Source organism: Streptomyces ipomoeae 91-03 (assembly GCF_000317595.1).
In the GTDB taxonomy this organism is placed as follows: domain Bacteria; phylum Actinomycetota; class Actinomycetes; order Streptomycetales; family Streptomycetaceae; genus Streptomyces; species Streptomyces ipomoeae.
Map to the genome: position 1 here is coordinate 14,748 of NZ_AEJC01000638.1, position 23,737 is coordinate 38,484.

16 protein-coding genes and 2 pseudogenes are annotated in these 23,737 nt (G+C 68.5%); 11 read left to right on the forward strand and 7 right to left on the reverse strand.

The features are described from left to right. Window positions 1-6: 6 nt before the first annotated feature. Window positions 7-2,145 carry an aminodeoxychorismate synthase component I gene (gene pabB, locus STRIP9103_RS41990; protein WP_009339687.1) on the reverse strand — a complete coding sequence of 713 codons (2,139 nt, stop codon included), beginning with the start codon at window positions 2,143-2,145 and terminating at the stop codon, window positions 7-9. On the opposite strand from pabB, the gene STRIP9103_RS41995 reads away from it, so the two are divergent. Next, a complete protein-coding gene (locus STRIP9103_RS41995; RefSeq protein WP_009339639.1) occupies window positions 2,144-3,379 on the forward strand; it encodes an IS701 family transposase in 1,236 nt (411 codons plus the stop codon). The genes pabB and STRIP9103_RS41995 overlap by 2 nt on opposite strands. Before the next feature lie 146 nt (window positions 3,380-3,525). Here the strand turns inward: STRIP9103_RS41995 and STRIP9103_RS42000 are convergent, their stop codons facing one another. The 4 genes and pseudogenes from STRIP9103_RS42000 to STRIP9103_RS53695 all read right to left on the reverse strand — a co-directional run bounded on the left by STRIP9103_RS42000 (window position 3,526) and on the right by STRIP9103_RS53695 (window position 7,579). Next, a complete protein-coding gene (locus STRIP9103_RS42000) occupies window positions 3,526-4,356 on the reverse strand; it encodes an arylamine N-acetyltransferase family protein (protein ID WP_009339754.1) in 831 nt (276 codons plus the stop codon). A 14-nt stretch (window positions 4,357-4,370) separates the two neighbouring features. Beyond that, window positions 4,371-5,267, reverse strand: coding sequence for a UbiA family prenyltransferase (locus tag STRIP9103_RS42005; protein WP_009339652.1), 897 nt, complete (start codon window positions 5,265-5,267; stop codon window positions 4,371-4,373). A 10-nt stretch (window positions 5,268-5,277) separates the two neighbouring features. After that, entirely contained in the window at window positions 5,278-6,432 is a 1,155-nt protein-coding gene (locus STRIP9103_RS42010; RefSeq protein ID WP_234022430.1) for a cytochrome P450, read from the reverse strand. A gap of 317 nt (window positions 6,433-6,749) precedes the next feature. Next, a pseudogene (locus STRIP9103_RS53695) lies at window positions 6,750-7,579 on the reverse strand (polyprenyl synthetase family protein). 908 nt (window positions 7,580-8,487) lie between these two features. Between STRIP9103_RS53695 and STRIP9103_RS42020 the strand changes: the two are divergent. The 5 genes and pseudogenes from STRIP9103_RS42020 (at window position 8,488) to ispG (ending at window position 13,276) form a co-directional block, all read left to right on the forward strand. After that, window positions 8,488-9,237, forward strand: a complete 750-nt coding sequence (locus STRIP9103_RS42020) for an IS5/IS1182 family transposase (protein ID WP_048822023.1) — start codon at window positions 8,488-8,490, stop codon at window positions 9,235-9,237. Between the two features lie 177 nt (window positions 9,238-9,414). Further along, window positions 9,415-9,501: pseudogene (locus STRIP9103_RS52560) on the forward strand (hypothetical protein); the annotation flags it as partial. A gap of 40 nt (window positions 9,502-9,541) precedes the next feature. After that, window positions 9,542-10,051, forward strand: a complete 510-nt coding sequence (locus tag STRIP9103_RS52565) for a hypothetical protein (protein ID WP_234022431.1) — start codon at window positions 9,542-9,544, stop codon at window positions 10,049-10,051. Between the two features lie 262 nt (window positions 10,052-10,313). Then, on the forward strand, window positions 10,314-12,137 hold the full coding sequence (locus STRIP9103_RS42030; protein ID WP_009339756.1) for a 1-deoxy-D-xylulose-5-phosphate synthase: 1,824 nt from the start codon (window positions 10,314-10,316) through the stop codon (window positions 12,135-12,137). Beyond that, window positions 12,134-13,276, forward strand: a complete 1,143-nt coding sequence (gene ispG, locus STRIP9103_RS42035; RefSeq protein WP_009339658.1) for a flavodoxin-dependent (E)-4-hydroxy-3-methylbut-2-enyl-diphosphate synthase — start codon at window positions 12,134-12,136, stop codon at window positions 13,274-13,276. The genes STRIP9103_RS42030 and ispG overlap by 4 nt, the downstream gene beginning before the upstream one ends. A gap of 265 nt (window positions 13,277-13,541) precedes the next feature. On the opposite strand, the gene STRIP9103_RS53700 is transcribed toward ispG, so the two are convergent. Continuing rightward, window positions 13,542-13,835, reverse strand: a complete 294-nt coding sequence (locus tag STRIP9103_RS53700; RefSeq protein WP_048822026.1) for a LuxR C-terminal-related transcriptional regulator — start codon at window positions 13,833-13,835, stop codon at window positions 13,542-13,544. A 705-nt stretch (window positions 13,836-14,540) separates the two neighbouring features. Between STRIP9103_RS53700 and STRIP9103_RS42045 the strand changes: the two genes are divergently transcribed. Further along, window positions 14,541-14,711, forward strand: coding sequence for a hypothetical protein (locus tag STRIP9103_RS42045; RefSeq protein ID WP_234022434.1), 171 nt, complete (start codon window positions 14,541-14,543; stop codon window positions 14,709-14,711). A 727-nt stretch (window positions 14,712-15,438) separates the two neighbouring features. Here STRIP9103_RS42045 and STRIP9103_RS42050 read toward each other — a convergent pair. Then, entirely contained in the window at window positions 15,439-16,359 is a 921-nt protein-coding gene (locus STRIP9103_RS42050; protein ID WP_009339716.1) for a PucR family transcriptional regulator, read from the reverse strand. A 1,502-nt stretch (window positions 16,360-17,861) separates the two neighbouring features. Between STRIP9103_RS42050 and STRIP9103_RS42060 the strand changes: the two genes are divergently transcribed. Genes STRIP9103_RS42060 through STRIP9103_RS42075 form a run of 4 tightly spaced genes read left to right on the forward strand, consistent with a single transcriptional unit; the run spans window position 17,862 to window position 23,514 of the window. Beyond that, window positions 17,862-19,178, forward strand: a complete 1,317-nt coding sequence (locus tag STRIP9103_RS42060) for a hypothetical protein (RefSeq protein WP_158696956.1) — start codon at window positions 17,862-17,864, stop codon at window positions 19,176-19,178. Then, the gene (locus tag STRIP9103_RS42065; protein ID WP_009339736.1) at window positions 19,165-19,755 is read left to right on the forward strand and encodes a hypothetical protein; all 591 of its coding nucleotides are present in this window, start codon (window positions 19,165-19,167) and stop codon (window positions 19,753-19,755) included. The genes STRIP9103_RS42060 and STRIP9103_RS42065 overlap by 14 nt, the downstream gene beginning before the upstream one ends. Continuing rightward, window positions 19,748-20,404, forward strand: coding sequence for a hypothetical protein (locus STRIP9103_RS42070; RefSeq protein WP_009339706.1), 657 nt, complete (start codon window positions 19,748-19,750; stop codon window positions 20,402-20,404). Before STRIP9103_RS42065 ends, STRIP9103_RS42070 begins: the two co-directional genes overlap by 8 nt. A gap of 47 nt (window positions 20,405-20,451) precedes the next feature. Further along, a complete protein-coding gene (locus tag STRIP9103_RS42075; protein ID WP_009339668.1) occupies window positions 20,452-23,514 on the forward strand; it encodes a coiled-coil domain-containing protein in 3,063 nt (1,020 codons plus the stop codon). Window positions 23,515-23,737 lie beyond the last annotated feature (223 nt).

Genomic DNA, 23,737 nt, shown 5'->3' on the forward strand with positions numbered 1-23,737 from the left:
CTGTGTTCATCGCTGGGAGCCGCCCACGTCCGACGCCGCCGGCGCACGCCAGGCGCGGAGCGACGCTGCCGCCTTGAGCAGCATCTCCTCGTACTCTTCATGCGGGTCGGAGTCGAGCACGATCGCCCCGCCGGCTCCGATGGTCAACCGGTCACCGACGCGAACCGCGGTGCGGATCACGATGTTCAGGTCCGTGCCGCCGGAGAGGCCGAAGTAGCCGAGGGCGCCGGAGTAGACACCCCGGGCCTCCGTCTCCAAGCGGTCGATGATCTCCATGGTGCGCAGCTTCGGCGCCCCGGTCATCGACCCGCCCGGGAAGCACTGCCGGGCGCAGTCCATCGCGCTGACCCCGTCTTTGAGCCGTCCACGAACAGTGGAGACCAGTTGGTGCACGGTCTCGTAGCTCTCGACAGCCAGGTACGGGTCGACCTCGATGCTGCCCACCTCACACACCCGGCCCAGGTCGTTGCGCAACAGGTCGACGATCATCAGGTTCTCGGCCTGCGTCTTGGCGCTCGAAGCGAGGGTGGCAGCCAGTTCGGCGTCGCGCACCGGGTCGGCGTCGCGAGGGGCTGTGCCCTTGATCGGCTTGCTGGTGACCGTGCGGTCTCTCTCGATGCGCAGGAACCGCTCCGGCGAGGAGCTGAAGACCGTGACGTCGCCGAGGCGTAAGAGCGCGGCGTACGGTGCCGGGTTCGCCCGGCGCAGCCTCAGGTAGAAGGAGGTGTCGTCGTCATGGAACGGCATGTGCAACTTGTTGGTCAGGCAGATCTCGTAGCTCTCGCCCAGGTTCAGCTGCCGTTGGCACTCCGTGATGTCCGCCAGGTACTGGCTCCGGCCGCGACCGAGGTACTCCTCGGGATTCGGGGGCTGGTCGGCGGCAGGGTCGCCCGGCGGCTCGGTGTCGGCCGGGTTCAGGCCCATCAGGAGCGCGGACGTTCGTTCCACCCACTCCTGCGCGTCGCGCCGGGTCTTCTCGTCGTGGACGGCCACCAGGTAGGTCAGTCCCTCCTGGTGGTCGACCGCGATGACGCGATCGGCGAACATCCAGACGGCGTCCAGCGTTTCGGCGGTGTGGCGGGCCGTGGCCCCGCATTCGGCCTTGAGTTCGTAGCCGAAGTAGCCGACGTAGCCGCCGGTCAGGTCGAAGGGCAGGTCCGAGTCGGGGATACGCCGTTCGCGCAGCCGCTGCTCAAGGACGTCGAACACGCTGCCGGTGACGAGGCGGACGCCGTTCGCGTCGCGCACTTCCACTGTCCCGCTGCCGGTGCGGTAGGTCAGGACCTCGCTGAGCGGACCTGACGTGTCGCCGAGGAACGAGAACCGGGACAGGCCTTCCTCCACCCGGCTGCTGTCCAGCCAGAAGCAGTACGGGATGTTGTCGAAGAGCTTGAGAAAAATGGCCTCGGAGTCGGCAGCGGTCGACACGACCGTGCTGATGATTCCCAGTCCCTCGACCGCGCTGGGCGTGTCGTCGGACAGTGCGGTGACGGTGTCGGTGACGGTGACGGACGGCCGTTGTCCGTGCTGCGTCCGGCGGGTCAGTTCGGCGAAGTTCTGCAGGATCTCACGCCCGTACTGGGAAGCGATCGACTCTGGGTGGAACTGCACGCCCCACTGCGGCAGTTCGCGGTGACGCAGCGACATGAGCACACCGTCGTCTGCCCACGCGGTGGCGACGAGTTCCTCGGGCAGGGGCTCCTGCACGCACAGCGAGTGGTAGCGAACCGCGACGAATTCACGCGGAATTCCGGCGAACAGCGGATCTCCCTCGTGGGAGACCTTGGCGAGGTGCCCGTGTTTCGGTTCGGGCGCGGCGACCACCGACGCTCCGGCCAGGTGCGCGATCATCTGATGGCCGAAGCAGACGCCCAGCACGGGCAGCGTGGTGCGGCGCAGCAGGTCGCCGAGGAGGCCGACGTCGCGGGGGTTCTGCGGCCGTCCAGGGCCGGGTGAGACCACGATGTTGTCGAAGTTCTCCAGCCGCAGGCTGGACAACATCGGATCGTCGTTGACCATGACGACCGGCTCCTGGCCGTTGATGTCGGCGATCAACTGGTACAGGTTGAAGGTGTACGAGTCATAGTAGGGCTTGGTTATCTTGGATGGGGAATAGCGTGTCGGCCTCGCGGGGGTGAGGGCCATGACCCCGCAGGAGCTGGTGGAGGCCCAGGACCGGCTGGCGGCGTTCGCGGCCGAGGTGTTCGCCCCGCTGGGGCGGGTTGACCAGCGGCGGTGGGGCGAGCGGTATGTGCGGGGGCTGCTCGGCGAGGGGCGGCGCAAGTCGATGGAGCCGATGGCGGCCCGGCTGGGGGTGGACCGGCAGGGGCTGCAGCAGTTCCTGGCCGACTCCCCGTGGTCGCACCAGATGGTGCTGGCCGAGGTGGCCTGGAGGATGGAGCCGGTCATCCGCCCGGATGCCTGGGTGGTCGATGACGTGTCCTTCCCCAAGGACGGGCACGCCTCCCCGGGCGTGGCCGCGCAGTACTGCGGGGCGTTGGGCAAAACCGCGAACTGCCAGGTCGCGCCGAGCGTGCACCTGGTCACCGATGCCGCCTCCTGCCCGGTGAACCGGCGGCTGTTCCTGCCGGCCGCGTGGGATGCGGCCGCCGCGCCCGCCGAGGAGGCCGGCCGGGCGGAGCACAGGCGGCGCCGGGCCCGGATCCCCGCCGGCGTGGGGCATGCCGAGAAGTGGCAGCTGGCCGTCGACATGGTCGACGAGCTGCGCTGCTGGGGCCTGGAGCCGCCGCTGGTGGTGGCCGACGAGGGCTACGGGCAGGACGGGGCCTTCCGCGAGGCGCTGACCGAGCGCGGCATCGCCTACGTGGTCGGGGCGCGCTCGGACACCGCGGTCCTGCCCGAGACCGCCACGCGCACCGCCCCTGCCTGGTCGGGCACCGGCCGCAAGCCCGTTGTGCGCTACCGGGACCAGCCCGTCGCGGTGCGCGAGCTGGTCCTGGGCATCGGGCGCGGCGCCCTGCACCGGGTGACCTGGCGCCAGGGCTCCAAGGGGCCGCTGCGCTCGCGGTTCGCCGCACTGCGGGTGCGCCCGGCCGGGGTCCGCCTGCGCCGGGCGCACCGGGGCGCGGACCTTCCGGTGTGCTGGCTGCTGGCCGAGTGGCCCGCCGGGGAGGAACAGCCGGTGAAGTACTGGCTGTCCACCCTGCCGGCTGACACCCCGCTGCGGCACCTGGTGCGTGCGGCGAAGATCCGCTGGCGGGTGGAGCACGACTACCGGGAACTGAAGACCGCCCTGGGACTGGGCCACTTCGAAGGCCGCACCTTCAACGGCTTCCTGCGGCACGTCACCCTGGCCTCGGTGGCGCAGGCGTTCTGCACCCTGGAGCGGCTGTGCCCGCCAGCAGCGGCCACGGCCTGACGACCTACCAGGTTGTGGCCGAGCTCCAAGTCCTCCTCGTCTGCTGGGCAGGAACATGCCCCACCTGCCGAAGACCCTGGACCCGATACGACACGCCGGTCCCAACCTAACCAAGCCCTAATAGTTGTCCAGCAGCAAAGTACGCATCATGGACCGTCCAAGAATTTCCAGAGCGCCTGGACGTCGCCCGGTTCCAAGGTGATCCCGAAGATCTCCTCGGGAGCGGAAAGCATCTCGTCCACATCGAGTTCCCGGGAGGTCGCCGGCTCTGCGGGACGTATTTCCGTGAGAGTGCTGCCGGCGAGGAGGTGCCTCACTTCGGGCTGTGTGCGCTGGAGGACCATCCGGTGGTTGAACGGCGAGCGCGGATGCGTGAGGCAGAAGTGGTTGAGGAGCTCGAAGTCCGACGGATAGCGCACGTCCGTGGTGAAGCCGTAGAGCTCCGCCGGCCCCTCCGGCCGCAGGAACCGCAGCACGTGTTCACCGGTCGGCTCTCGCACGAGATCGAACGACCAGTCGCCGTCCAGCCGCGCGTTCTCCGCGAGCCGGATCGGCTCGTGCGGCCCGTAGGCACCGAAACTCACGTCGTGGAGCCAGCGTTCGCCGTCGAGCTCCACGCACAGGGCCACGTGCAGGGCCGGCCCGAACTTGCTCCCGGTGCGGATCCGCGTCCTGCCGGCGAACGCCGTGAACGTGAACCCGATACGGTCCAGCACGGCCGCCATCAGCACGACCTGTTCCAGACACCAGCCGCCGCGGCCCTGCCGCACGATCTTCTCCTGGACGCTGTCCAGGTCCAGCGGCACCGTCGTGCGCCCGAGCAGCGCGTCGAGGTTGTCGAAGGCGATCGCGTCGACGTGGGCGGCGTGCAGGCCCCGCAGCGTGGAGAGGTCCGGAGCCACGTCGCCCTGGTAGCCCACGCGGGTCAGGTAGGCGTCCAGGTCGACGCCACTCCCCTGCCACATCGAATCTGTCACACGTAGCTCATCCTTCATGTGAACTGCCCGGCGACCACGGCCGCGAGAATGATCCAACCGAAGTAAGTGTTGGCGACAAAGGCGTCCCAGCACGATTTCGGATCATCCAGGTCCACACGTACGACCAGATAGGAGAAAAAGATTCCCGCGAGCACGACGATCAGATAGAACGCCCACCCCATCGGCGTCTGGGAACCGGCCCACAGCACGCCGCCGACGCTGAGCACGACGAAAATCGCCAGCCACGCCTTGGTGGTCTTGCCGAACAGCAGAGCGGAAGATCTGACACCGATGTTCCGGTCGTACTCCTTGTCCTGATGGGAGTAGATCGCGTCGTGAATCAGGGTCCAGAAGGCCCCGCAGGCGTACAGGCCGTACACCGCAAGCGGGTAGTCGACGCTCCCGGTCACCGCCGTCCAGCCGATCAGCACGTAGACGCTCATCACCAACGCCAGGAACGCCGAGGGCCAGAAGAAGAAGCGCTTCATATAGGGGTACGCGACGATCAACGGGAACGAGGCCCCGACGACCAGGGCTGTCTCCACGTTCGCCACCGCCAGGACCAGCAGTGCGACCACGGCCTGGGCGGCGGCGAACAGGAGTGCGTTCCCGACACTGATCGTCCCCGACGCGACAGGACGCGACGCGGTGCGGGCGACTCGGGCGTCGACGTCCCTGTCGACCACATCGTTGACCGCGCAGGCCGCGCCGCGCACCAGCACCGCGGCGACAGCGAGAACCACCACCGCCAGCAGGTCCGGTCGTTGCCCGGAGGCGAGGACGGCAGCCAACAGCCCTGGAAGCAGGTAAAGCACGTACCCCGTAGGCCTGTCCAGTCGCATCAACAGGAGATATGCGCGGACTGAATCCGGGCTCTTCGTGACTACGCCTGTAGATATCTTGTGCAGCATCAGGATCCAATCACCATGTCACCGGAAGTTGGATCAACCCGCCGATCAACGTGTCGTGGCGCAGCCTCAGCTCCTCTACACCGACAGCCAGACGCATGGTCGGGAATCGTGCGACGAGCTGGGTGAGCACCACCTGCAGCTGCATCCGGGCCAGCATCGCGCCGACGCAGTAGTGCGCACCGTGCCCGAACATGAGGCTGCCCGTGGTGTCGCGAGTGACATCGACCCGGCCGGGGTCGGCGAAGACCGTCTCGTCGTGGTTGGCCGCGATGATGTTCAGCAGCACGAAGTCGCCGGTCCGGATGGTGACCCCGTCGATCTCGAAGTCCGTCAGCGCATAACGGGGCATGCCGCCGTTGTGCGGGTTCGGCATCGACATCCGCAGGGTTTCCTCAACCGCTCCGGGGATGAGACTCGGGTCGTGCAGCAACGCCTGCCACTGCTCGGGGTTGGCCAACAACAGCAACACACAGGTGCCGATCCGGGCCACCGTGGTCTCATAACCACCGAACAGCAACAACGCCGTCAGCCCGATGACCTCGTTGTCGTTGATCCCCTCGGTCGCGCAGATCCTGGAGATCACGTCATCGCCCGGATTTTGCCGTTTATCAGCGACAAGTTGCCTGCAATAGCCGAACAACTCGCCCAGCCCCTGCTTGGACCTGACCGGGTCCCCGACGTTGGCGGCGTCCTGGGTCCAGCTGCCGAACCGGTCCTTGTCCTCCTGGGGCACGCCCAACCACTCGCACATCACCTGAATCGGCAGCGACAGCGCCAACGCCTGGCGCAGGTCCACCGGTGGCTTCTGCCCGGCCAATCCGTCCAGGAGTTGCCCGGTCAGTTTTTCGACGTAGGGCCGCAGCGCCAGCATCCGCTCGGGTGAGAAGTGCGGCTCCAGCAGCGCACGCAACCGAGCATGGTCGGTTGCGAAGCCGCCCAGCAGGCCGGCGAGAAGCGCCGACCCTCTGTCCTTCGCCGCGGCCTCCGGATCGGGATTCGAGCGGCCGAGCCGGTCATCGTCGAGCAACTGCCTCACCCAGGCATGACCGGTGACCAGCCACGCCTCGTCGCCCTCGGCAGTACGAACCCGATGGACCGCGCCCTGGGATTGGAGCGTGCGCAGCCCTGGCGCGAGTTGCAGCACATTCGTCTGCTCGAAAGGCAATTGAGCTGGGGTACTCACTGACGGCCTCCGCCGGAATCGAGGTTCGGACCACCTTGTCGAAGACGATCACGACGTACTGGCGCTCGTCGCCCCGGTGTCCGTCGCGGAACGAGGAAGGCAGACCTGCCGGCCAACCCCCATGCGGTGGGCGGAAAGTCGCCCAGCGGCAGGTTGATCGGGTCCTGGGTCCTGGTCACGTAGTGGGCCTGCTCCCAGCGCTCGAACTCGCCGCGGATGACGGGCGGGGCCGGGTGGTCGTGGGTGCTAGCCATGATCATGTACTCCGATCCGGATGCCGCCCCTGTCGGGAGTACGGGTCATGCCGTGCGATTGACGATGCGGTCGAACAGCGCGGTCAGTTCGGTGGACGCGGCCGGGGACAGCTCGGCTCGTCCGAGGTGCTCCAGAGCCGAGTCCAGATGGCTGCGGGACAGCTGCTCGGCCGTGTGCCGGCTGCCGGATTCCTCGACGAGGTCGGCCATCTCCTGCAGGTGCGCTGCCGTGGTGCCGTCGGCGTGCCACAGCCGACGCAGTCGTTCGCCGGCCGGGCTGTCGGTGGACAAGGCCGCCAGCACCGGAAAAGTCGGGTTGCGCCGCAGGATGTCGCTCCGGACGGGCTTGCCGGTCACTGTGGGGTCGCCCCAGATGTCCTCGACGTCGTTGAAGATCTGAAAAGCGAGGCCCAGATGCCTGCCCGCGCTGCGCAGGGCAGCCAGGACGTGCTCCGGTTTGCCCGCCCGCAGTGCGGGCGTCACCAGTGCGCACTCCAGCAGCGCGGACGTTTTCTCCTCCACGATTCGGTCGTACTCCGCGATGCCGGTGCCCGAACCCAGCCGGACGGTGAGCTCGCGAGCCTGCCCGCGAGAACCAGACCGAGGGCTTCGGCGAACACGCTGGAGATCTCCGCACGGCCGGGGCCGGGGTCGTCGACGACCATCTGCAGCCCGAGAGCCTGCAACGCGTCCCCGGCCAGGATGGCCAGACTGGCGCCGAACACCTTCCACGCGGCTGGGCGCCCGCGACGCAGCTCGTCCGCGTCGATGATGTCGTCGTGGATCAGGGTCGAGTTGTGCAGCAACTCCAGTGCTGCCGCCTGGCACCGCACGTCCTCCGGCCGCAGGCCGACTCCATCAGCCGCCGCCATCATGAGGGCGGCGCGGGTCAGCTTGCCGCCCTCTGCGCTGCTGGGGTCACCGTGTTCGTCGGTGAAGCCGAGGTGGTAAGAGCAGATCCGGGCCAGGGTCGGCTCCAGCACGGAAACCTACTGCCGCATAACGGGCAATACCGTGGACCGCACCATCCCCGGCGACAGGAGGGCTTGGAGCCCGGTCGACGAGGTGTCGAGTGCGCTCATCGGGATTCTCCTCCGGTCGCACGCCTTCCCGATTTCTGGTCAGGCCTACGCACATAGTGTTCACGAATTGAATCACTGAAAACGCATCACTGCGTTGGATATGTTGCGTACATATCTTCTCAGCCCTTGACTTACTTCGCCGTACGGTGAGACCTCAGCGAACCGTCGATGACGAGGGCTTGCGCAAAGCCCATGATCACCCGACATCATCGCAGGTCAACACGTAGGTAACTCCCGATCTACGCGCAATCTGAATCCGGAGTGATGCCTGGGAATTTGCGTGGCAGTTCCGACCACTATCCTGAACGGCCTCTCCTGTCGTGTCAACGACGGGGCGCGAGCATCTTCGACTTTAGGAAAAACCCCAAAGAAGACGGCGTAAGGCCTGGATTAGACTACCCTGCGGATTGGTAGCCGCTGTGCGGCACCAAGGCCGTATTCGAGTCCGGCCACTAAGCCGGCACCCAACGGCAGACAAGACTTCCCGAGAAGGACTCGGTTTCTACCGACCGGCGTGGATGCCCTGTTCGGCAACGCGAAGCCAGGCGTTCCGACGCGGACGTCATGGCACGGAACGGAGTGGAATGAGGGTTTTCAGGGTGGCCCCCGAATGAGTGACAGCGGGACCGGAGGCAACGGACAGGGCTCCCATGCCGTTGAGAGAGGTGTCTAGGTCTCAACTCTCCAGCTCAGGAGCCCTGTTGGTCCCATATCCTGCCGCACTCGACCTGCCGCACGCACTCGTGGAGTGGGTGACGATGCTGATCGTCACCCACGAGGGTGACCGACGCTGCAAACTCCGGCCGTCCGAGCGTGCGGTGATCGCTCTGGCATACCTGCGCCGACACGACCCCCTGGCGCAACTGGCCGCAGGTTTCCGTATTTCCGTCGGCACCGCCCACGCGTACGTCACCGCCGTCGTCGAGTACCTCGCGGACAAGGCGCCGGGCCTGCTGAAGGTCCTGCGCGAGGCAGACTCCGACTACGTTCTCGTGGACGGCACGCTCGCCGAGTGCGACCGGGTCGGCGACGGACGCGCGGACTACTCGACCAAGCGCAAGCGACACGGTGTGAACGTGCAGGTCGTCACGGACCCGGACGGCCGGACGCTGTGGCTCTCGCCTGCCCTGCCCGGACGCACACACGACCTGACCGCCGCCCGCACACACAAGATCATCAGGATCTGTGAGCGCCAGGGCGTCCCCGTCCTTGCCGACACGGCCTACATCGGCGCGGGCGAGTGGGTCACCACCCCCAAGCGCCGGCCGCCCCATGGCGAACTCACCACAACCGAGCAGACGGTCAACCGGGCCCTGGCCGCCACTCGCGCACCCGTCGAACGAGGCATCACCCGCCTGAAGTGCTGGCGAATCTTCCGTCACGCCCGGTGCAGCCCGAACCGCATGACGTCAATCGCCAAGGCCGTCCTCACCCTGGAGCGGCACCACTGAAAAGGCTCAATGAGTGGCGGTAAGCAGGTCCTGTCGGCCGAGCCGCGGAGTTTGTGCGCCGGGCGATAGCCTCGTCGACCTCGCACCGGAACAGCACGGCGTCTCCCCGCAGGTGCGGCAGAACGCGGACGCACGCGGGCCGGACGTGCTCGACGCGACCTGCCCCTGGCGGCCGAGGTGCACCAGGAGGCCCGCCGATTCGCCCGCGACGGGCGGACGTTGCCGCTGGTCGGGCACGCGGACCACGAGGAGGTCGAGGGCACCCGCGGGCACGCTCCCGACCAGACGGTCATCGTCGAGACGGTTGCCGACGCGGAGGCACTGGACCTTCCCCCCCGACGCACCGGTCGCCTACCTCACCCAGACCACGCTCTCGGTGGACGAGACCAGGGACATCATCGCCGTGCTCCAGCGCAGGTTCACCGACCTGCGCGGGCCCGCCACCGACGACATCTGTTACGCCAGCCAGAACCGCCAGGACGGCATCAGGGCCATCATGGACCGGTGCGACCTGGTGCTGGTGGTCGGTTCGACCAACTCCAGCAACTCGATCCGGATGGTCGAGGTGGCGCGCAGGCTCGGCGGCAGGGCCGAACTGGTGCCGGACGTGACCCACTTCGACCCCACGTGGTTGGCCGGCGTGAGCACGGTCGGCGTGAGCGCCGGGGCGAGCGCGCCGGAGATCCTCGTCGACCAGCTGCTCGACCGGCTCGCCGAACTGGGTTACGCGGACACGTCCGTGGAACGGGTGGCGACCGAGGACATCGTGTTCTCCCCGCCCACGCGGCTGACCGGAGTGGCGGACGTGCCGTGACCGATCGAGATCGGGCGACCCCTGTCGCTGATGGCGCCGGCGAGGACTCTGTCGGCAAGAGCGCGTCGGCGGTGAGCCGCGTCGGCCGTCGTTCCGACCTGTCCGGCCAGCCGCGGCCACCACATGCCATGAGGGTCCTTCCAGGCGTCAGCCGGCGTACGAGGCCGTCGGCCGAACCGGCATCGCGCCGAGCAGTCGGCCCGAACTGACCGAGAGAGCGGCCTCGGCCGCCCACCACACCCGGTGAGGAGCACTGTTCGACATGGCGCTGCTGGAAACCGTGCGCGACCCGGCGCGGCTGCGTGAGCTGACCGCCGGGGAGCTCCGCGACCTCGCCGGGGAGATCCGCGCGTTCCTGATCGAGCGGGTCTCCGCGACCGGGGGACACCTCGGGCCCAACCTGGGTGTGGTCGAGCTGACCATCGCGTTGCACACGGTGTTCGAGTCCCCGCGGGACCGGTTGCTGTGGGACACCGGGCACCAGTCCTACGTGCACAAGATCCTCACGGGCCGCCAGGCCGGGTTCGACCGGCTGCGCAAGTCGGGCGGGGTCTCCGGCTACCCGAGCCGGGAGGAGTCCGAGCACGACCTGGTGGAGAACTCGCACGCGTCCACCGCGCTGTCCTATGCGGACGGGCTGGCCAGGGCGGACGCCCACCTCGGCCGACGCGACCGGGCGACCGTCGCGATCATCGGCGACGGCGCGATGACCGGCGGCATGGCCTGGGAGGCGCTCAACAACATCGCGGGCGGGCCGGAGCGGCCGCTCGTCATCGTGCTCAACGACAATCAACGCTCCTACGCGCCGACCGTAGGCGGGCTGGCCGAGCACCTGGCCGACCTGCGCGCCGGGCGCGGGCCGGGCGTGTTCGAACAACTCGGGCTCGGTTACCTCGGCCCCGTCGACGGTCACGACCTCTCCGCCGTCCAGGACTCCCTGCGCCACGCGGTCGCACTGGGCGGGCCGGTGGTGGTGCATGTGATCACCGCCAAGGGCAAGGGATACCGGCACACCGAGATCAACGACCTCGACCTCGGCCACGCCGTCAAACCGATGGACCCGCGCACCGGGCAGGCGCTGAAGGCGTCGCCCCCGTCGTTCACGTCGGTGTTCGGCGAGAAGCTGGTCGAACTGGCCGAGCAGCGCGACGACCTCGTGGCGATCACGGCCGCGATGACCGAGCCGACCGGGCTCCTGCCGCTGCAGCGCAGATTTCCGCACCGGGTGATCGACGTCGGCATCGCCGAGCAGCACGCGGTCACGATGGCCGCCGGGTTGTCCATGGGCGGCGTGCACCCGGTGGTGGCCATCTACTCCACGTTCGTCAACCGCGCGCTCGACCAACTGCTCATGGACGTCGCGCTGCACCGCCGCCCGGTGACGTTCGTCCTCGACCGGTCCGGGGTGACCGGCGACGACGGGCCGAGCCACAACGGCATGTGGGACCTGTCGGTGCTGCAGGTGGTGCCGGGGCTGCGGATCGCGGCGCCGAGGGACGGCACCCGGCTGGCCGAACTGCTGGCTGAGGCGGTGGCATGGCATGAAGGCCCGACACTGCTGCGGTTCCCCAAAGGCCCCGCCGGTGAGGACTTGCCCGCCACCGCCACGTTCAACGGGATTGACGTGCTGCGCCGTTCCGGCCGGCTGGACGTGCTGATCATCGCGGTAGGTGCGCTGGCCGGGCTCGCGCTCACCGTCGCCGACGGTGTGCGGGCACAGGGCATCGGGGTGACGGTGGTGGACCCGAGGTGGGTCACCCCGGTCAACCCCGCGTTGGCCGACCTGGCCCGCCGCCACCGGCTCGCGATCACGGTCGAGGACAACAGTCGCGCGGGTGGTGTCGGTTCCGCGATCGCGCAGGCTCTGCGGGACGCCGACGTGCACACCCCGCTGCGCGAGTTCGGCATCCCGAGGCGGTTCCTCAGCCACGGCTCCAGGGCCGAGGTGCTCGCCGCCTGCGGTCTGACCGCGCAGAACATCACCAGGGTCGTGGTGGAGCCGCTGACCGGCCTCGACGCCGCACCGGCGCCGGCAGGCATCGACGACCCCGGCACCTGGCCGGTTCACTCAGGGGAGGAACATTGACGACCGTCGATTTGGGAATGCCCTTGCCGCGCAAGGACGAGGTCCCGCTCTCGGTGGCCACGCGGCGGACCTCCCGCCAGATCATGGTGGGCACGGTGCCGGTCGGCGGCGACGCGCCGGTGTCGGTGCAGTCGATGACCACCACGTGCACCGCTGACATCGACGCCACGCTGCAGCAGATCGCCGAGCTCACCGCGGCGGGCTGCGAGATCGTGCGGGTCGCCGTGCCGTCGGCGGACGACGCGGCGGCGCTGCCGGCGATCGCCCGCAAGTCGGGCATCCCGGTGATCGCCGACATCCACTTCCAGCCGAAGTACGTGTTCGCCGCGATCGACGCCGGCTGCGCCGCAGTAAGGGTCAATCCCGGCAACATCCGCCAGTTCGACGACCAGGTCGGCGCGATCGCCCGTGCGGCCAAGGACGCGGGCATCCCGATCCGGATCGGCGTGAACGCCGGGTCGCTGGACAAGCGGTTGCTGCACAAGCACGGCGGCGTCACCCCGGAGGCGCTGGTGGAGTCGGCGTTGTGGGAGTGCTCGTTGTTCGAGGAGCACGGCTACACCGACCTGAAGATCTCGGTGAAGCACCACGACCCGGTGGTGATGATCGAGGCGTACCGCAAGCTCGCCGGCCGGTGCGACTACCCGCTGCATCTCGGCGTGACTGAGGCAGGCCCCCGGTTTCAGGGCACTGTCAAGTCCGCGGTCGCGTTCGGCGCGCTGCTCGCGGAGGGCATCGGCGACACCATCCGCGTCTCGCTCTCCGCACCACCGGTCGAGGAGGTCAAGGTCGGCGTGCAGATCCTGGAGTCGCTTGGGTTGCGGCCCCGGGGACTGGACATCGTGTCGTGCCCGTCCTGCGGCCGGGCCCAGGTCGATGTGCACACCCTCGCCGAGCGGGTCACCGCGGCACTCGAGGGGTTCCCGGTGCCGTTGCGGGTGGCGGTGATGGGCTGTGTCGTCAACGGGCCTGGCGAGGCGCGCGAGGCCGACATCGGTGTCGCCGCCGGCAACGGCAAGGGCCAGATCTTCGTCAAGGGCGAGGTGATCCGCACGGTCCCCGAGTCACAGATCGTGGAGACCCTCCTGGCCGAGGCCGTGCGCATCGCCGAGGAGATGGGCGTGGACGTCGAGGCGTGACCGGCCGCAGCCGGTCCGACGACGAGAGAAGAGGTCTTCCATGACGAACCCGACGAGCTTCACGGGGAACGGAACCCGTCTGCCTCCACCGGAACTTGACCTGTCCCCACCACCGCCCGCTGACCCACGCCGCACTCGTGGCCGGTCAGCGCCTGGCCTCCGGCCTGACCAGAAGGAGCGAGATAAAGTAAACGCCCAGGAAACATGACACAAAACGCAGTTCACGCATGAACGTACGGATTACGATCTCGCGAACCACCGAGCGTTAATCCAAAATTTCAGACGTAATGCGCGGGGGCCACGAATCTGTTCGCAGAATCTGGAGGACGAACGCCCTCGAAACCAACGCGACACGATTCGGCGCCTGCAGCTTGTCGGACATGACGCGGACGTGATAGTCGATGGTCTTCGAACTGAGGTGCAACTCTCTCGAAAGTCGCCCACTGGAGAAGCCGGCCGCAACACCTTCCAGGATTCTGGCCTGAACCGAGCTGAGAACCCAGCCACCGACCGGCTGGGACACTTCGCAGCCGTTCTGATCATTATCCATGGCACCCATCCATTCCGTACAGCCGACTAGGCCAGGACCGCAAACGGAGAAATGCAGAGCGAGAAGCACTGGAATAAGATCTTAGGTGGACCACTCACTCTTGTCACTGTCGTGCCGTCGCAACCCATCAATTTCCGGCCACCTCGGAATTCCCTCCAAAATTTGCGGAATTCCGGCCTTGTTCGTCCTGTCGTGTGCCGGGGAATGGCGTTGGCCGACGAGCTACGCCATGAAGATCATCGGTTCCCGCGCATGCGACCCCGGGGAGGAGACTCAGCCTTGCGTCCACAGGGGAGCAGCTTCGAGGAACGGCCGCGGCGAACTTCGCGCGCGACACCAAGACCGCAGCGCCGGCAGAACCGGACGTCCTGATTCAGACCCTGTACGAGGACCTGAGCAGACTGCCGGGCCAACGCACAGCTGGACGCGATGTTGTGCCTGCTGGAGGGGCCACCAGTCGCACCGGCTTCGCGGACGCCTCTTCTCCGGCACAGCGGTCGGCTCGCCAGTCGGATGGCGTCACTCAGGCCGCACCCCCAGGCGGCGAACCTGTCCGACTCGTCGAACCGCGGTCACAGCCCAGGCCTGAGATTGACGGCTCATCGAACTTGACCGGGGTCGAGCCTGGTCGGCTCAGGTTCTGCCCGTGGGGGGCCACCGGGAAGTCGTTCGCCGCGGAAGCGGGATCGTGACGGTCGAGCTCTCATGGCCAGGGTGACCCTCCAAGACGCCCGCGACTACGGCGACGCCGGCACCTGCGGAAGGACGGTATGTGCCTGGCTGGCCCGCTACAACACCCGCCGTCGGCACTCCGCCAACGGCCACCTCAGCCCCAACGAATACGAACGCCGACACCACGCGGCTGAGCTCACGCTCGCCGCGTGATCAACGAAGCGTGTCCACCATCACGGGGGAAGGCCCGGTCGACATTCCGGGAAAAGCGACCGCCTTCTTCGCGAGCGACCGCCTTCTTCGCGCAGGACAAGATGAGGTAGACACCGCCGCGCGGTGCCGCTTCATCGGTGCGACGGGCCGCACGGCGCGAGGAGGTGACCGAAGGAGCCCGCGGCGTGGCTCTGCTGAAGGACGCCGTCGACGGGCTGGGGCCGCCGGACCGTCATTGGTCGAAGGACAGGGAGCATGTGGCAGATCTGAGGCCTTCGGCGCGTTCCGGCGCGTCCGCGTTCGGAGTTCCGGCGTTCACCATCGGTGAACGCCGGGTCGCCGAACTCATCGCGACAGGGAGAACCAGCACTGAGATCGCTGCAACGCTCGAGGTCAGCAGGCGTTTCGTCGAGAAACCTCATCATCTGCTCCAGCAAGCTCGCAGTGGGAGGCAGGGCAGGATTGGTAGAGGTGCTCGAGTCTGCCGCGAGCCGGTCCGCGGCGGAATCCCTGACCGAGCGGTAGTGCTGTCGGGACGGACCTGTCCACGGTGCGTGAGTGTGCGATCCGGTACGGAAACGCCGCTGGGGCCCTGTTACCACTACATCTGCACGCACGCGATCACGCCCAAGTCGCGAGCGTCGTCCGACCGCTGCAGGTCCGCTGCGGAAGCAGCGACGCGCGGTCGGCTACGAGCCGTCCTGCACGGCGATCAGCGCACACCTGGTCATCCCTGCAGGGCCTCGGCGATCATCGCCGCCGTCAGCATCTGCGCGCCCCTGCCACTGGTCGGGTCGCAGCCGGTGACGTCTCCGATCCGCCTCAGGCGGTAGTCCAGCGTGCTGCGGTGGATGAACAGGCTGCGGGCCGCCTTGTTCCTGCTGTAGTCGGAGTCGACGAAGGCAGTCAACGTCTCCCACAGGACCTTGTGCGCCCGAAGCGGCCTGATCACCGCGGCCAGGTCGGTCCGCACCTTCTCGTTCAGCGTGACCGCATACTCGACCAACACGTCCGAGATCGTGTAGGCACCGCTCGGGCGCAGTCCCGCCACCACCAGCCTCAGCACGTAGGACGCCTCGTTGAACCCATCGACGAGGCGTGCTCTGTCCCGTTCCGCAGTCGCGAGCCAGCCCCTGCCGCCAAGACACTGGGTCAGCCTCGTCACCGAGCGTTCGCCGCTGCCTGGACCGGCTGCCGGGATGAAGAGAACGACGTTGCCGTCCCGGTGCGTCAGCAGCGTGTCCTCTCCCGCCACCGCGCGTAACGCGTCCACCTCGCAGCCGGGCTCCGCAAGCCTCACCACGGCGATCAGATATCGAGCAGTAAGCCCTTCGAGCACGTCCGCGGACAGCGGATGACTGTCGGCGAGGTCGCCTGCCAGATCACGCGAAACATCCGCGGTGGTTTTTTGCTGGTATCCGTCGAGGAAGTCCTGCAGCAGGCTACCCCCGGCGCGCACGATGGCGGCCAGCCTCGGATCACCTGCCACCGCCTTGGTCAGCAGCTCAACCAGCTCGTCCGGCTCGTTACCGGTCCACTCCTGCCCTGCGGCCCGCACCTTCGCCCTGAAGTCAGCGACCCTGTCCTCCTCCGGCGTCGAGCGGAGCGCCTCGACCGGAGATAACGACCTGCCCATCATTTCGGTCATTTCTTACCTCATCTTCCCGAATGGCGCGGCTGCCCCATGATCCCGCACCTGACGCTTTCTGGAGATGCCGCTCAGATAGTTCCTGACGGTCTTTTCGGTCAGGCATATATTGAGGGCCGCTTCGCGGGTCACCACGCCGGGGGCGAGCAGCACCATAATTCACTTTCCCGGTGCGACATCCGGACAGTATGCTTTTGCCTTCCCCTCGCCACCGGAGTCGGTTGCGCCGACACCGCTCACGGGGGGCGAGACAACTGCCTCCGCGTGCCGTGCACAGCAACATCTCGTCGAGGGACGCAAATGCATCTTGGTTCTCCAGCATGCAGCCGGCCGCTCCGTACTCCGATGCCGGCCACACGTCGTCCCAGTCAAGCCAATGGGCCACAACCGCGACAGGCGGCAGCTCGCGTCCGACTCGATCGAGAACCGCCTCACTTCCCGGGCCATGCCAGGTCCGTAAAACAAAAGGACGTCATCGCTCGAACGGACCTCGTGGGGTTCGCTTATCAGCCGGGCTTCCGGCCAGGAAAGGCAAATCGATCCGGCACCGTGAGGACCGACCAAAGCCATTGACAATAACGCCGGAGAAAATTCTCCCGCCGGAGCAGTGTGGGTTTTCGGCACGGCATTCTCCGTCCATGTCCACGAGGGCACATCGGAGCCTGCGGCGAGCCCCTCCGATCCTGAAGATCATAACACGGTTACTTGAATCTTGTAACTTATTACCCGCCAGTTGCGTTCCTATATGTCTTATATCCACTTCTTTTCCTTGGACTTTCCATACCCCTTGAACATCGTCAGGCATATTCCAATCGCTTGAGCGAGTACGCCGTCGGCCGACGATGTCGTCGTGGTGGTCGAGCGGGATCAACTCGTGGTGCCCGAGCAGCCCTGCGCACCCAGTTTGATCACACTTCGGCGGGACCCCAGGGCTTGATCAAGTTCCGTAGGTGTCCGGGGTGTTGGTGATGCCCAGGATGCTGAGTGCTCGTTCGGGGCGTCCTCGGCGAAGGTGACGTCCCTGATGTGGTGCGAGGAGTTTCCCCACTCGCCGGTGCCCACGGATCGCGGCGGCCGGATCGGCCGGGCCGGTCGGTGAGCGTCGAGGCCGGTGACGGCGTAGACGCTCTCGCAGGTCTCGCGTTCGCCGGTGGGCTCGCGCCGGCGGTGGACATGGATGGCCAGGCGAGCGTGGGGGAAGGAGATCCCGCCGAGTTGATCCGCGATGACGCGGGTCCTGATCGAGCGGGACTCCCGCCTGCCGTGCACTACTGCACCGGGGAGCGTGCCCTCCGTCCGTGGTGTGCGCGCCGCTCACTGGAGGAGCACTCTGAAAGCAGGAGTTCCGGACGTGATCGTCGAAGGGGCGGTACTCCGCCTCCAGCCCCCTCCGGGTCACCAGCTCCAGCAAGGACGCCACATGCGTATCCGGCCATGGCTGGCAGGCCGGACGTGGTATGGGGATGATGACACGGAGGGCCCTGTACGAAGGGGACACCGGCGTGAGCCCCGTGCACGACGACACACATGTCGACACATATGTCGACGCGAACCGGCGACTGAGCGACGCACAGCAGTCGGACAACCTTCGGACGTTCATGGGAGCGGCTGCCCGGCACAGTGGGGGCACCGTTACCGACCGCATGCACCTGCGGATCACCCGGGACATCGCGGAAGGATTCGCGGCTCACAGCGGTCAGGGCGGAGCGACGAAGACCCAGGTGTGGGAGTGGATCACACAGCACGCCTCTCCGACCTATTCAGTGGAGGCGTTCGAGTCCCGGTGGGAGGTCTTCGAGAGCGAGCGGCTCATCCGTCCCCACCGGTCCAAGAAGCACCAGCAGCGGCACTCCTTCCACCCCCTCGGCACGGTCTTCCTGATGATCTGCGACCGGCTGGAAAGCCGCGGCGGCATCGACGAGCTGATCGACCTGCTGGACCGTACACAGGAGCTCCTCGACCGCGACCACCCCGACCGTGAAGCGGTCGCCCACAACATCGTTTTCTGCCAGTGGGTGTTCCAGACGTTCGCCGTGCAGCTGGCAGCGCTGGTTGTCGACGGCTCGCTGCAGGAGCTGATGGAGGACCAGTGGCAGTACCGCCATCAGGACCTGGACCAGCGGATCCTGCGCCTGAATCACGAGGTGAACCGCCACTTCCCGAAGGACGTCGACCTCGCCCACAAGGCCATCGCCATGGTCGAGGCCGAGCAGCGGTACGCGCACTGGGCGGCACAGGCTGTGCTGCGTGTGCTGGACCGCGCCGGGACGACGCTGGACTTCGATGTCCTGTCGGCGGAGGAGTACCTGGACGCCGCCCGGAACGCCCCGCCGGAGCAGCTCGCCGAGGCCGGCCTCGCGCTGGTGGCGGACGCGCCGCAGGTGTGGCTCGACGCCGGGGCCGTCGTGGACGCCCTGGAAGCGTTCGTGCCTCGTCACCGGGTGCGCTACCGGCCCCCGCTGCCCGAGGGGTCCCCCGACCGGGATCCGTTCGGCGCGGTGGCCGAGCGAGCGGTACGGGAACGGGCACGGCGCGAGCGGGCCGCCGACCGCATGCTCCTGGAGCAGGACCGGGCCGAGATGACGGAGGAGCTGCGTCGCTCGCGGTGGCCGCGGGCCGTCCGGCTCCTGACCGACCTGATCCTGCTGGATGCCGATCCCCACGCCCCGTACCGGGTGGAGATGGGCACCGAGCTGATCATCGACCGCGAGGCGTGGGTGACCCACCTGCACCCGGTCACGGTGCACCGTACAAACACCCCGGCGGTCCTGCCACCGCCGGTTCCGGTGGCAACCGAGCAAGGCGATGAAGAACCCTGACGCGGCGCTGATCCTCGCCGCCGCCCGAGCAGACGGCGCACTCCACCCCGACCGTTTCCCGGCGAGCCTTGTGGCGCAGGCCGACGAGGTGGCTCATGCCGCAGGGCGCAGTCTGGTGGAGTGCGACTGCCCGTGGCCCGCACCGGCCGGTACCGTCGACCGGCCGGGCCCGCCCGGCCGCGCGCTCGTGCTGGGCTGGTCGGAGGCTCCGGTTCCCGAGGAACTGGGCACCTACCCGGTCGCCCGCCTCACCCCGACTCAGACGATCACCTTCGCCCTGTGCCTGGCTCAGGCGTGGCCGGACCCGCGCCTGCCTCCGTATCCGGGCCGTCCTTTCGAACGGGCCCAGATCCTGGACCTGGCCGGTGACATCGGACTGGACGTGAAATTCGCCAAGGCCGCCCTCGACGGCGAACTGCGATGGCTGTTGCTGATCGTCCGCGACGGTCCCCTGCTGCGGCTGGGGCCGGCGGTGGCCGCGCTGCCCGGCACCTTCGCCGAAACCATGCGGCGCTTTCACGACCGGCTCCCGAGCCCGGACGACGCCCCGCCGACGTGGGAGGACGAGGATGAATGAGGCACCGCTCTCCGACGACGACGAGGCACAGGTCCAGGCCGCCGTCGCCGCGGTGGAAACCACTGACGGGCTCGTGCCCCGCGAGGCGTTTCCCGCGCTGCGGAGCGATGCGCTGCGGGCGGTCGTCGCCCGTCGCCTGGCCGCGCTGGGCCGCGTGTTGCTGGTCCGCGAGCACCACGGGATCAAGGGCTTCACCAGCGGTTACGAAGACAGCGTGGCCGAGCGCCTGGCCGCCGAGGGCATCGGGGTCCTGCCCCCGGTGGACCGGGCGGTACTGGTGCTGGTGCTGCTGCGTACCGTGGCGGCCCCCAGAGCCCGCGGCGTGCACGGCTCGGCGACCTGGCTCACGGACGGGCCGGGCACGAGCATCGAGGAGTTGTACGCCAACCCGCACTTCACCTACGAGGACCTCCGTCCGGCGGTACGCCGCCTCAAGGCACGGCGCCTGCTACGGGAAGGCTTCCACCGCACCCTGCTGCCCGGGCCCGCGCTGCTGCGCCTCACCGACACGCAGTCCGCCCGGCTGTGGGAGGACCTGGTCCTGGTCACCCGGCCCGACTCCCCGTACGCACGGGCCATCCGCCGACGCCGTCAAGAGCAACCGCACTCCGGCCGCCGGTCCGGCCCCCAGCCCGAGACAGCACCATGATCACTTTCACCCCGACGCACGAAACGCAGCCTTCGGACGATGCCCCGATGAGCCTGGGGATCATCGGGGACCGGCAACTGCTGTGCGTCCAGACCTTCGACATCGCCCGGCACCCCGCCACCGCGGTCGGGATCGTCCCCGGCTGCTTCGTCGCCGTCTCCGGAAAAGGCCCCAGGGACGCGAACGAGTCCGGGAAGACCAGCTGGCTGGCCTCCGTCGCCCTGCTCCTCGGAGATCCGGAATGGCGCATGCACAGCAGCGGTCCGGCCACCGTCGCGGACCTGCTCTTCGAGCCGCAGACCGCCGGGGTGGCCGCCCAGGGCTACGCACCCGCGACCACCGGCTACATCGCCGGGCTCTTCGCCGCCCCGGACGACGTCTCCGGCACAGCCCACACCGTCTGGATGAAGCTGTCCGCCACTCCGACGTACGTCGAGGTCCGGCACGCTCCCGGCATTCACCTGGCCACCGCCCAGGACGACGACGAACGCCACCGCCAGGCCGCGGAGATCTACCGCGGCCTGCCGTCGGCGTCCTCGCTGGGAGCGACCCGGTACGCGACCGCCCTGTACGGGCCCGTCCCCCGCTGCCTCGCCTTCCTGACCTCCCGGGGGAAACGGCGCGGCGGGCCCTCCCTGCTCAAGCTCGACACCGGCCTGTTCACCCCTGCCGGCATCGGCACCGCACTGATCGGACTCACCGGCCGCGCCTCCCTGCTGGACACCGACGCCTCCCTGCGCCATGACCTGGGCGAAGCGGAGCACGAGCTGCAGACCAGCCGGACCGAGGACGTCGACAGTCACGCGATCGAGGAACGAGCCCTGCGCGCCGTCACCCAGCGTGGCAACGCGCGCGAGGAACTCGCCCGCGCTCAGGAGCTGTGGGCCCTGCACTACGCCCGCGGGCTGCTCGACGCTCTTGAGCGCGCCGAGCAGCTGCATGCCGCGCTGGACGATCAAGCCGAGACGCTCGCACGAGCCCGGGACGAGCGTGCGTCGGCCGAAGCCGTCCAGCGGGCGCTCGAGGACCCTGCGCGCCTGGAACACCGGCGCGACGAGACGGAACTCGCCGAGCAAATGGCCGAGCGGCTGCTGGACCAGGCCCACGACGAGGAGAGCGGTGCACGTCACCGGCTCGCCTCGCACAACAGGGCGCTCCAAGAAGCCGAGGACGCCGCGGCCGGGGCGCGCGGGGACCTCGATGACGCCCGCCACGAGGCTGGGCGAGCCCATCAGCGCACCGTCGCCTGCGGGGTCCGCCTGGCCGAGGCCGACGCGCGGCTTCAGCACGCCCGCGACGACCTCTCCCGGGCAGCAGAAGGACGCTACGGCGCCGTCGGACGGACCATCGGCACCTTGAGCACGGCGGGAATCAGCGCCAGGGGGCTGCTCGACTGGCTCGTCCTGCCCCCCGAGGAGCGCTCCGCATGGGAGCCGCGGCTGGCGCTGTACGGCGACGCCGTGTGCATCGGGGCATCCGAGGTCCCCGCCGCCCGCAGAGCACTCGCCGACCAGCCGGGCGCCGTCCTGATCGCCGTACCCGACGACACGGGCGAACACCCCGACGACCCCGTACGGGACTTCCTGAACGCCCTGGCCAGGCGCATGCGCCTGGAGCGCGGCCCGGACACCGCGGTCGATGACGCCCTCGGCCTGTGCGTGCTGGGCGGGTTCACCGAACCGTTCACCGGCCGAGCCGCCCTTGTCGACCGCCTTCGCACCGAGGTGGCACGGGCAGAGCAGGATCTCGCCGCCGCGCGCCGGTTGTGTGACCGGGCCGAGGAAGCCGAAGCGCAGAGCGAGGAACTGGTCCGCCGCCTGGTGGCCGCGGCTTCGGCCGCTCGACTGCGGTCCCAGCGCCCCGCGCTCGAACGCGAACTCGCCGCTCTCCAGCGCAGGACCGCGGCGCGCAGGCAGGCACGGGACGCTGCCGAGAGCGCCCTGCGGCAAGCGGTCGTCGCCCACGCCACCCGCGCTCTCCAGCACGCCCAGGCCCAGAGCGTGATCGACAAGGCCCGGTCGGTCGAACGGCAGGCCGCCCAACAACACGCGGCCCTCGAGAAGCAGATCGCCGCTCTCGACATCACCTACTGGCAGGAACACGGCGGCAGCCGCGAAGCCGCCCTCCGCGCCCTGCGCCGGCCCACTACCTCACCCGTGGTCGAGGGCCGGCAGACCCCGCAACCCGAACGCCGCAGCGAAAGCACCCTGCGCCTACGGGCCGGCCGTCACCTCGACCACGCCCTCGAAGCGGTCGGTATCGACACCGACACCGGTGCCGGCGCGCCGACCACCGCACTCCAGGACGCCGTCCGGCACCGCAACAATCTCAGCGACGACAGTGCCGGCCGCGCGTTCGCCGATGCCACCGCGTTCGAAACGCCCGCCCACGCTCTGCAGGGCTGGCTCGACCGCTTCACCGACTCCGACGCCTCGGCCGCTCAGCGCATCGCCGCCGAGCGCGCCGGACGGGCCGACCGGATCGCCTTCGGCGAGCAGAAGGCCGCCGACCTTCGGATGAGCCTGCGCACCATGCAGGGCAGCATCGCCCTGCGGCTCGCACAGGCCCTGGACGACATCGAAGACGCCCTCGCCACGCTGAACCGCGACGCCGGTCTGTACGGTGCCGAACTCCACCGTGTGCTCACCCCGCCGCCCTCCCCGCGGGACGTATGGCGCTGCGAAGTGACTCCGTACTGGCGGCGTAGTCCCCACGGCCCCCTGCTGCCCTACGACAACATCACCAACTCGGCGCAGGAGAAGCTGTTCTCCATCCATCTGGTCCTGGCCGCGCTCCTCGCCTCACCACATCCACGCGGCCGCGTGCTCATCCTCGACGAACTGGGCGACTCCCTCGGCACACACCATCGCCAGGAGGTCCTCGGAGCCCTGGCCAAATGCACGCGGGAACACGGCATCACGGTGCTTGGCACCTGCCAGGAGTCGCTCCTCGACGACGCCGCCGAACACTGCGGCGAACTCCTCTACTTCACCTATCCCAGCCACACCGAGGCGCTCAACGCGCCCACCCGCATGTTCGGCTACGACGCCAACGGCGAGCGCGTCGAGCTCACCGCGGACGCCCTGCTGGCCGGGCGCGCCTGGTGGTGAGCCATGCGGCACGCTGGACCGAGGACAAGCCCCCTTGGCCCGACCACGATCTTCAGGAGCCGGTGCCCCGGCCGCGGAACCGCCGATCGCGTCCATGACGCTGACCAGTGGGCGGCGGTTGCGGCATACGCGACCGGTCGCGGGGACCGGGCGATCTTGTGCCGGCCCGAGTACGTACCACTCGCACGGCACGCATGGGCATCGGGTGCACCCCGCCGGCCGC

Bases quoted from the DNA above. Each gene is read 5' to 3' on its own strand.
- STRIP9103_RS42050 (WP_009339716.1), bottom strand. From the start codon at position 16,359: ATGACCGAAATGATGGGCAGGTCGTTATCTCCGGTCGAGGCGCTCCGC.
- STRIP9103_RS42065 (WP_009339736.1), top strand. From the start codon at position 19,165: ATGAAGAACCCTGACGCGGCGCTGATCCTCGCCGCCGCCCGAGCAGAC.
- STRIP9103_RS42030 (WP_009339756.1), top strand. From the start codon at position 10,314: ATGGCGCTGCTGGAAACCGTGCGCGACCCGGCGCGGCTGCGTGAGCTG.
- STRIP9103_RS42005 (WP_009339652.1), bottom strand. From the start codon at position 5,267: ATGCTGCACAAGATATCTACAGGCGTAGTCACGAAGAGCCCGGATTCA.
- pabB (WP_009339687.1), bottom strand. From the start codon at position 2,145: ATGGCCCTCACCCCCGCGAGGCCGACACGCTATTCCCCATCCAAGATA.
- STRIP9103_RS42070 (WP_009339706.1), top strand. From the start codon at position 19,748: ATGAATGAGGCACCGCTCTCCGACGACGACGAGGCACAGGTCCAGGCC.
- STRIP9103_RS42075 (WP_009339668.1), top strand. From the start codon at position 20,452: ATGAGCCTGGGGATCATCGGGGACCGGCAACTGCTGTGCGTCCAGACC.
- STRIP9103_RS41995 (WP_009339639.1), top strand. From the start codon at position 2,144: ATGACCCCGCAGGAGCTGGTGGAGGCCCAGGACCGGCTGGCGGCGTTC.
- STRIP9103_RS53700 (WP_048822026.1), bottom strand. From the start codon at position 13,835: ATGGGTGCCATGGATAATGATCAGAACGGCTGCGAAGTGTCCCAGCCG.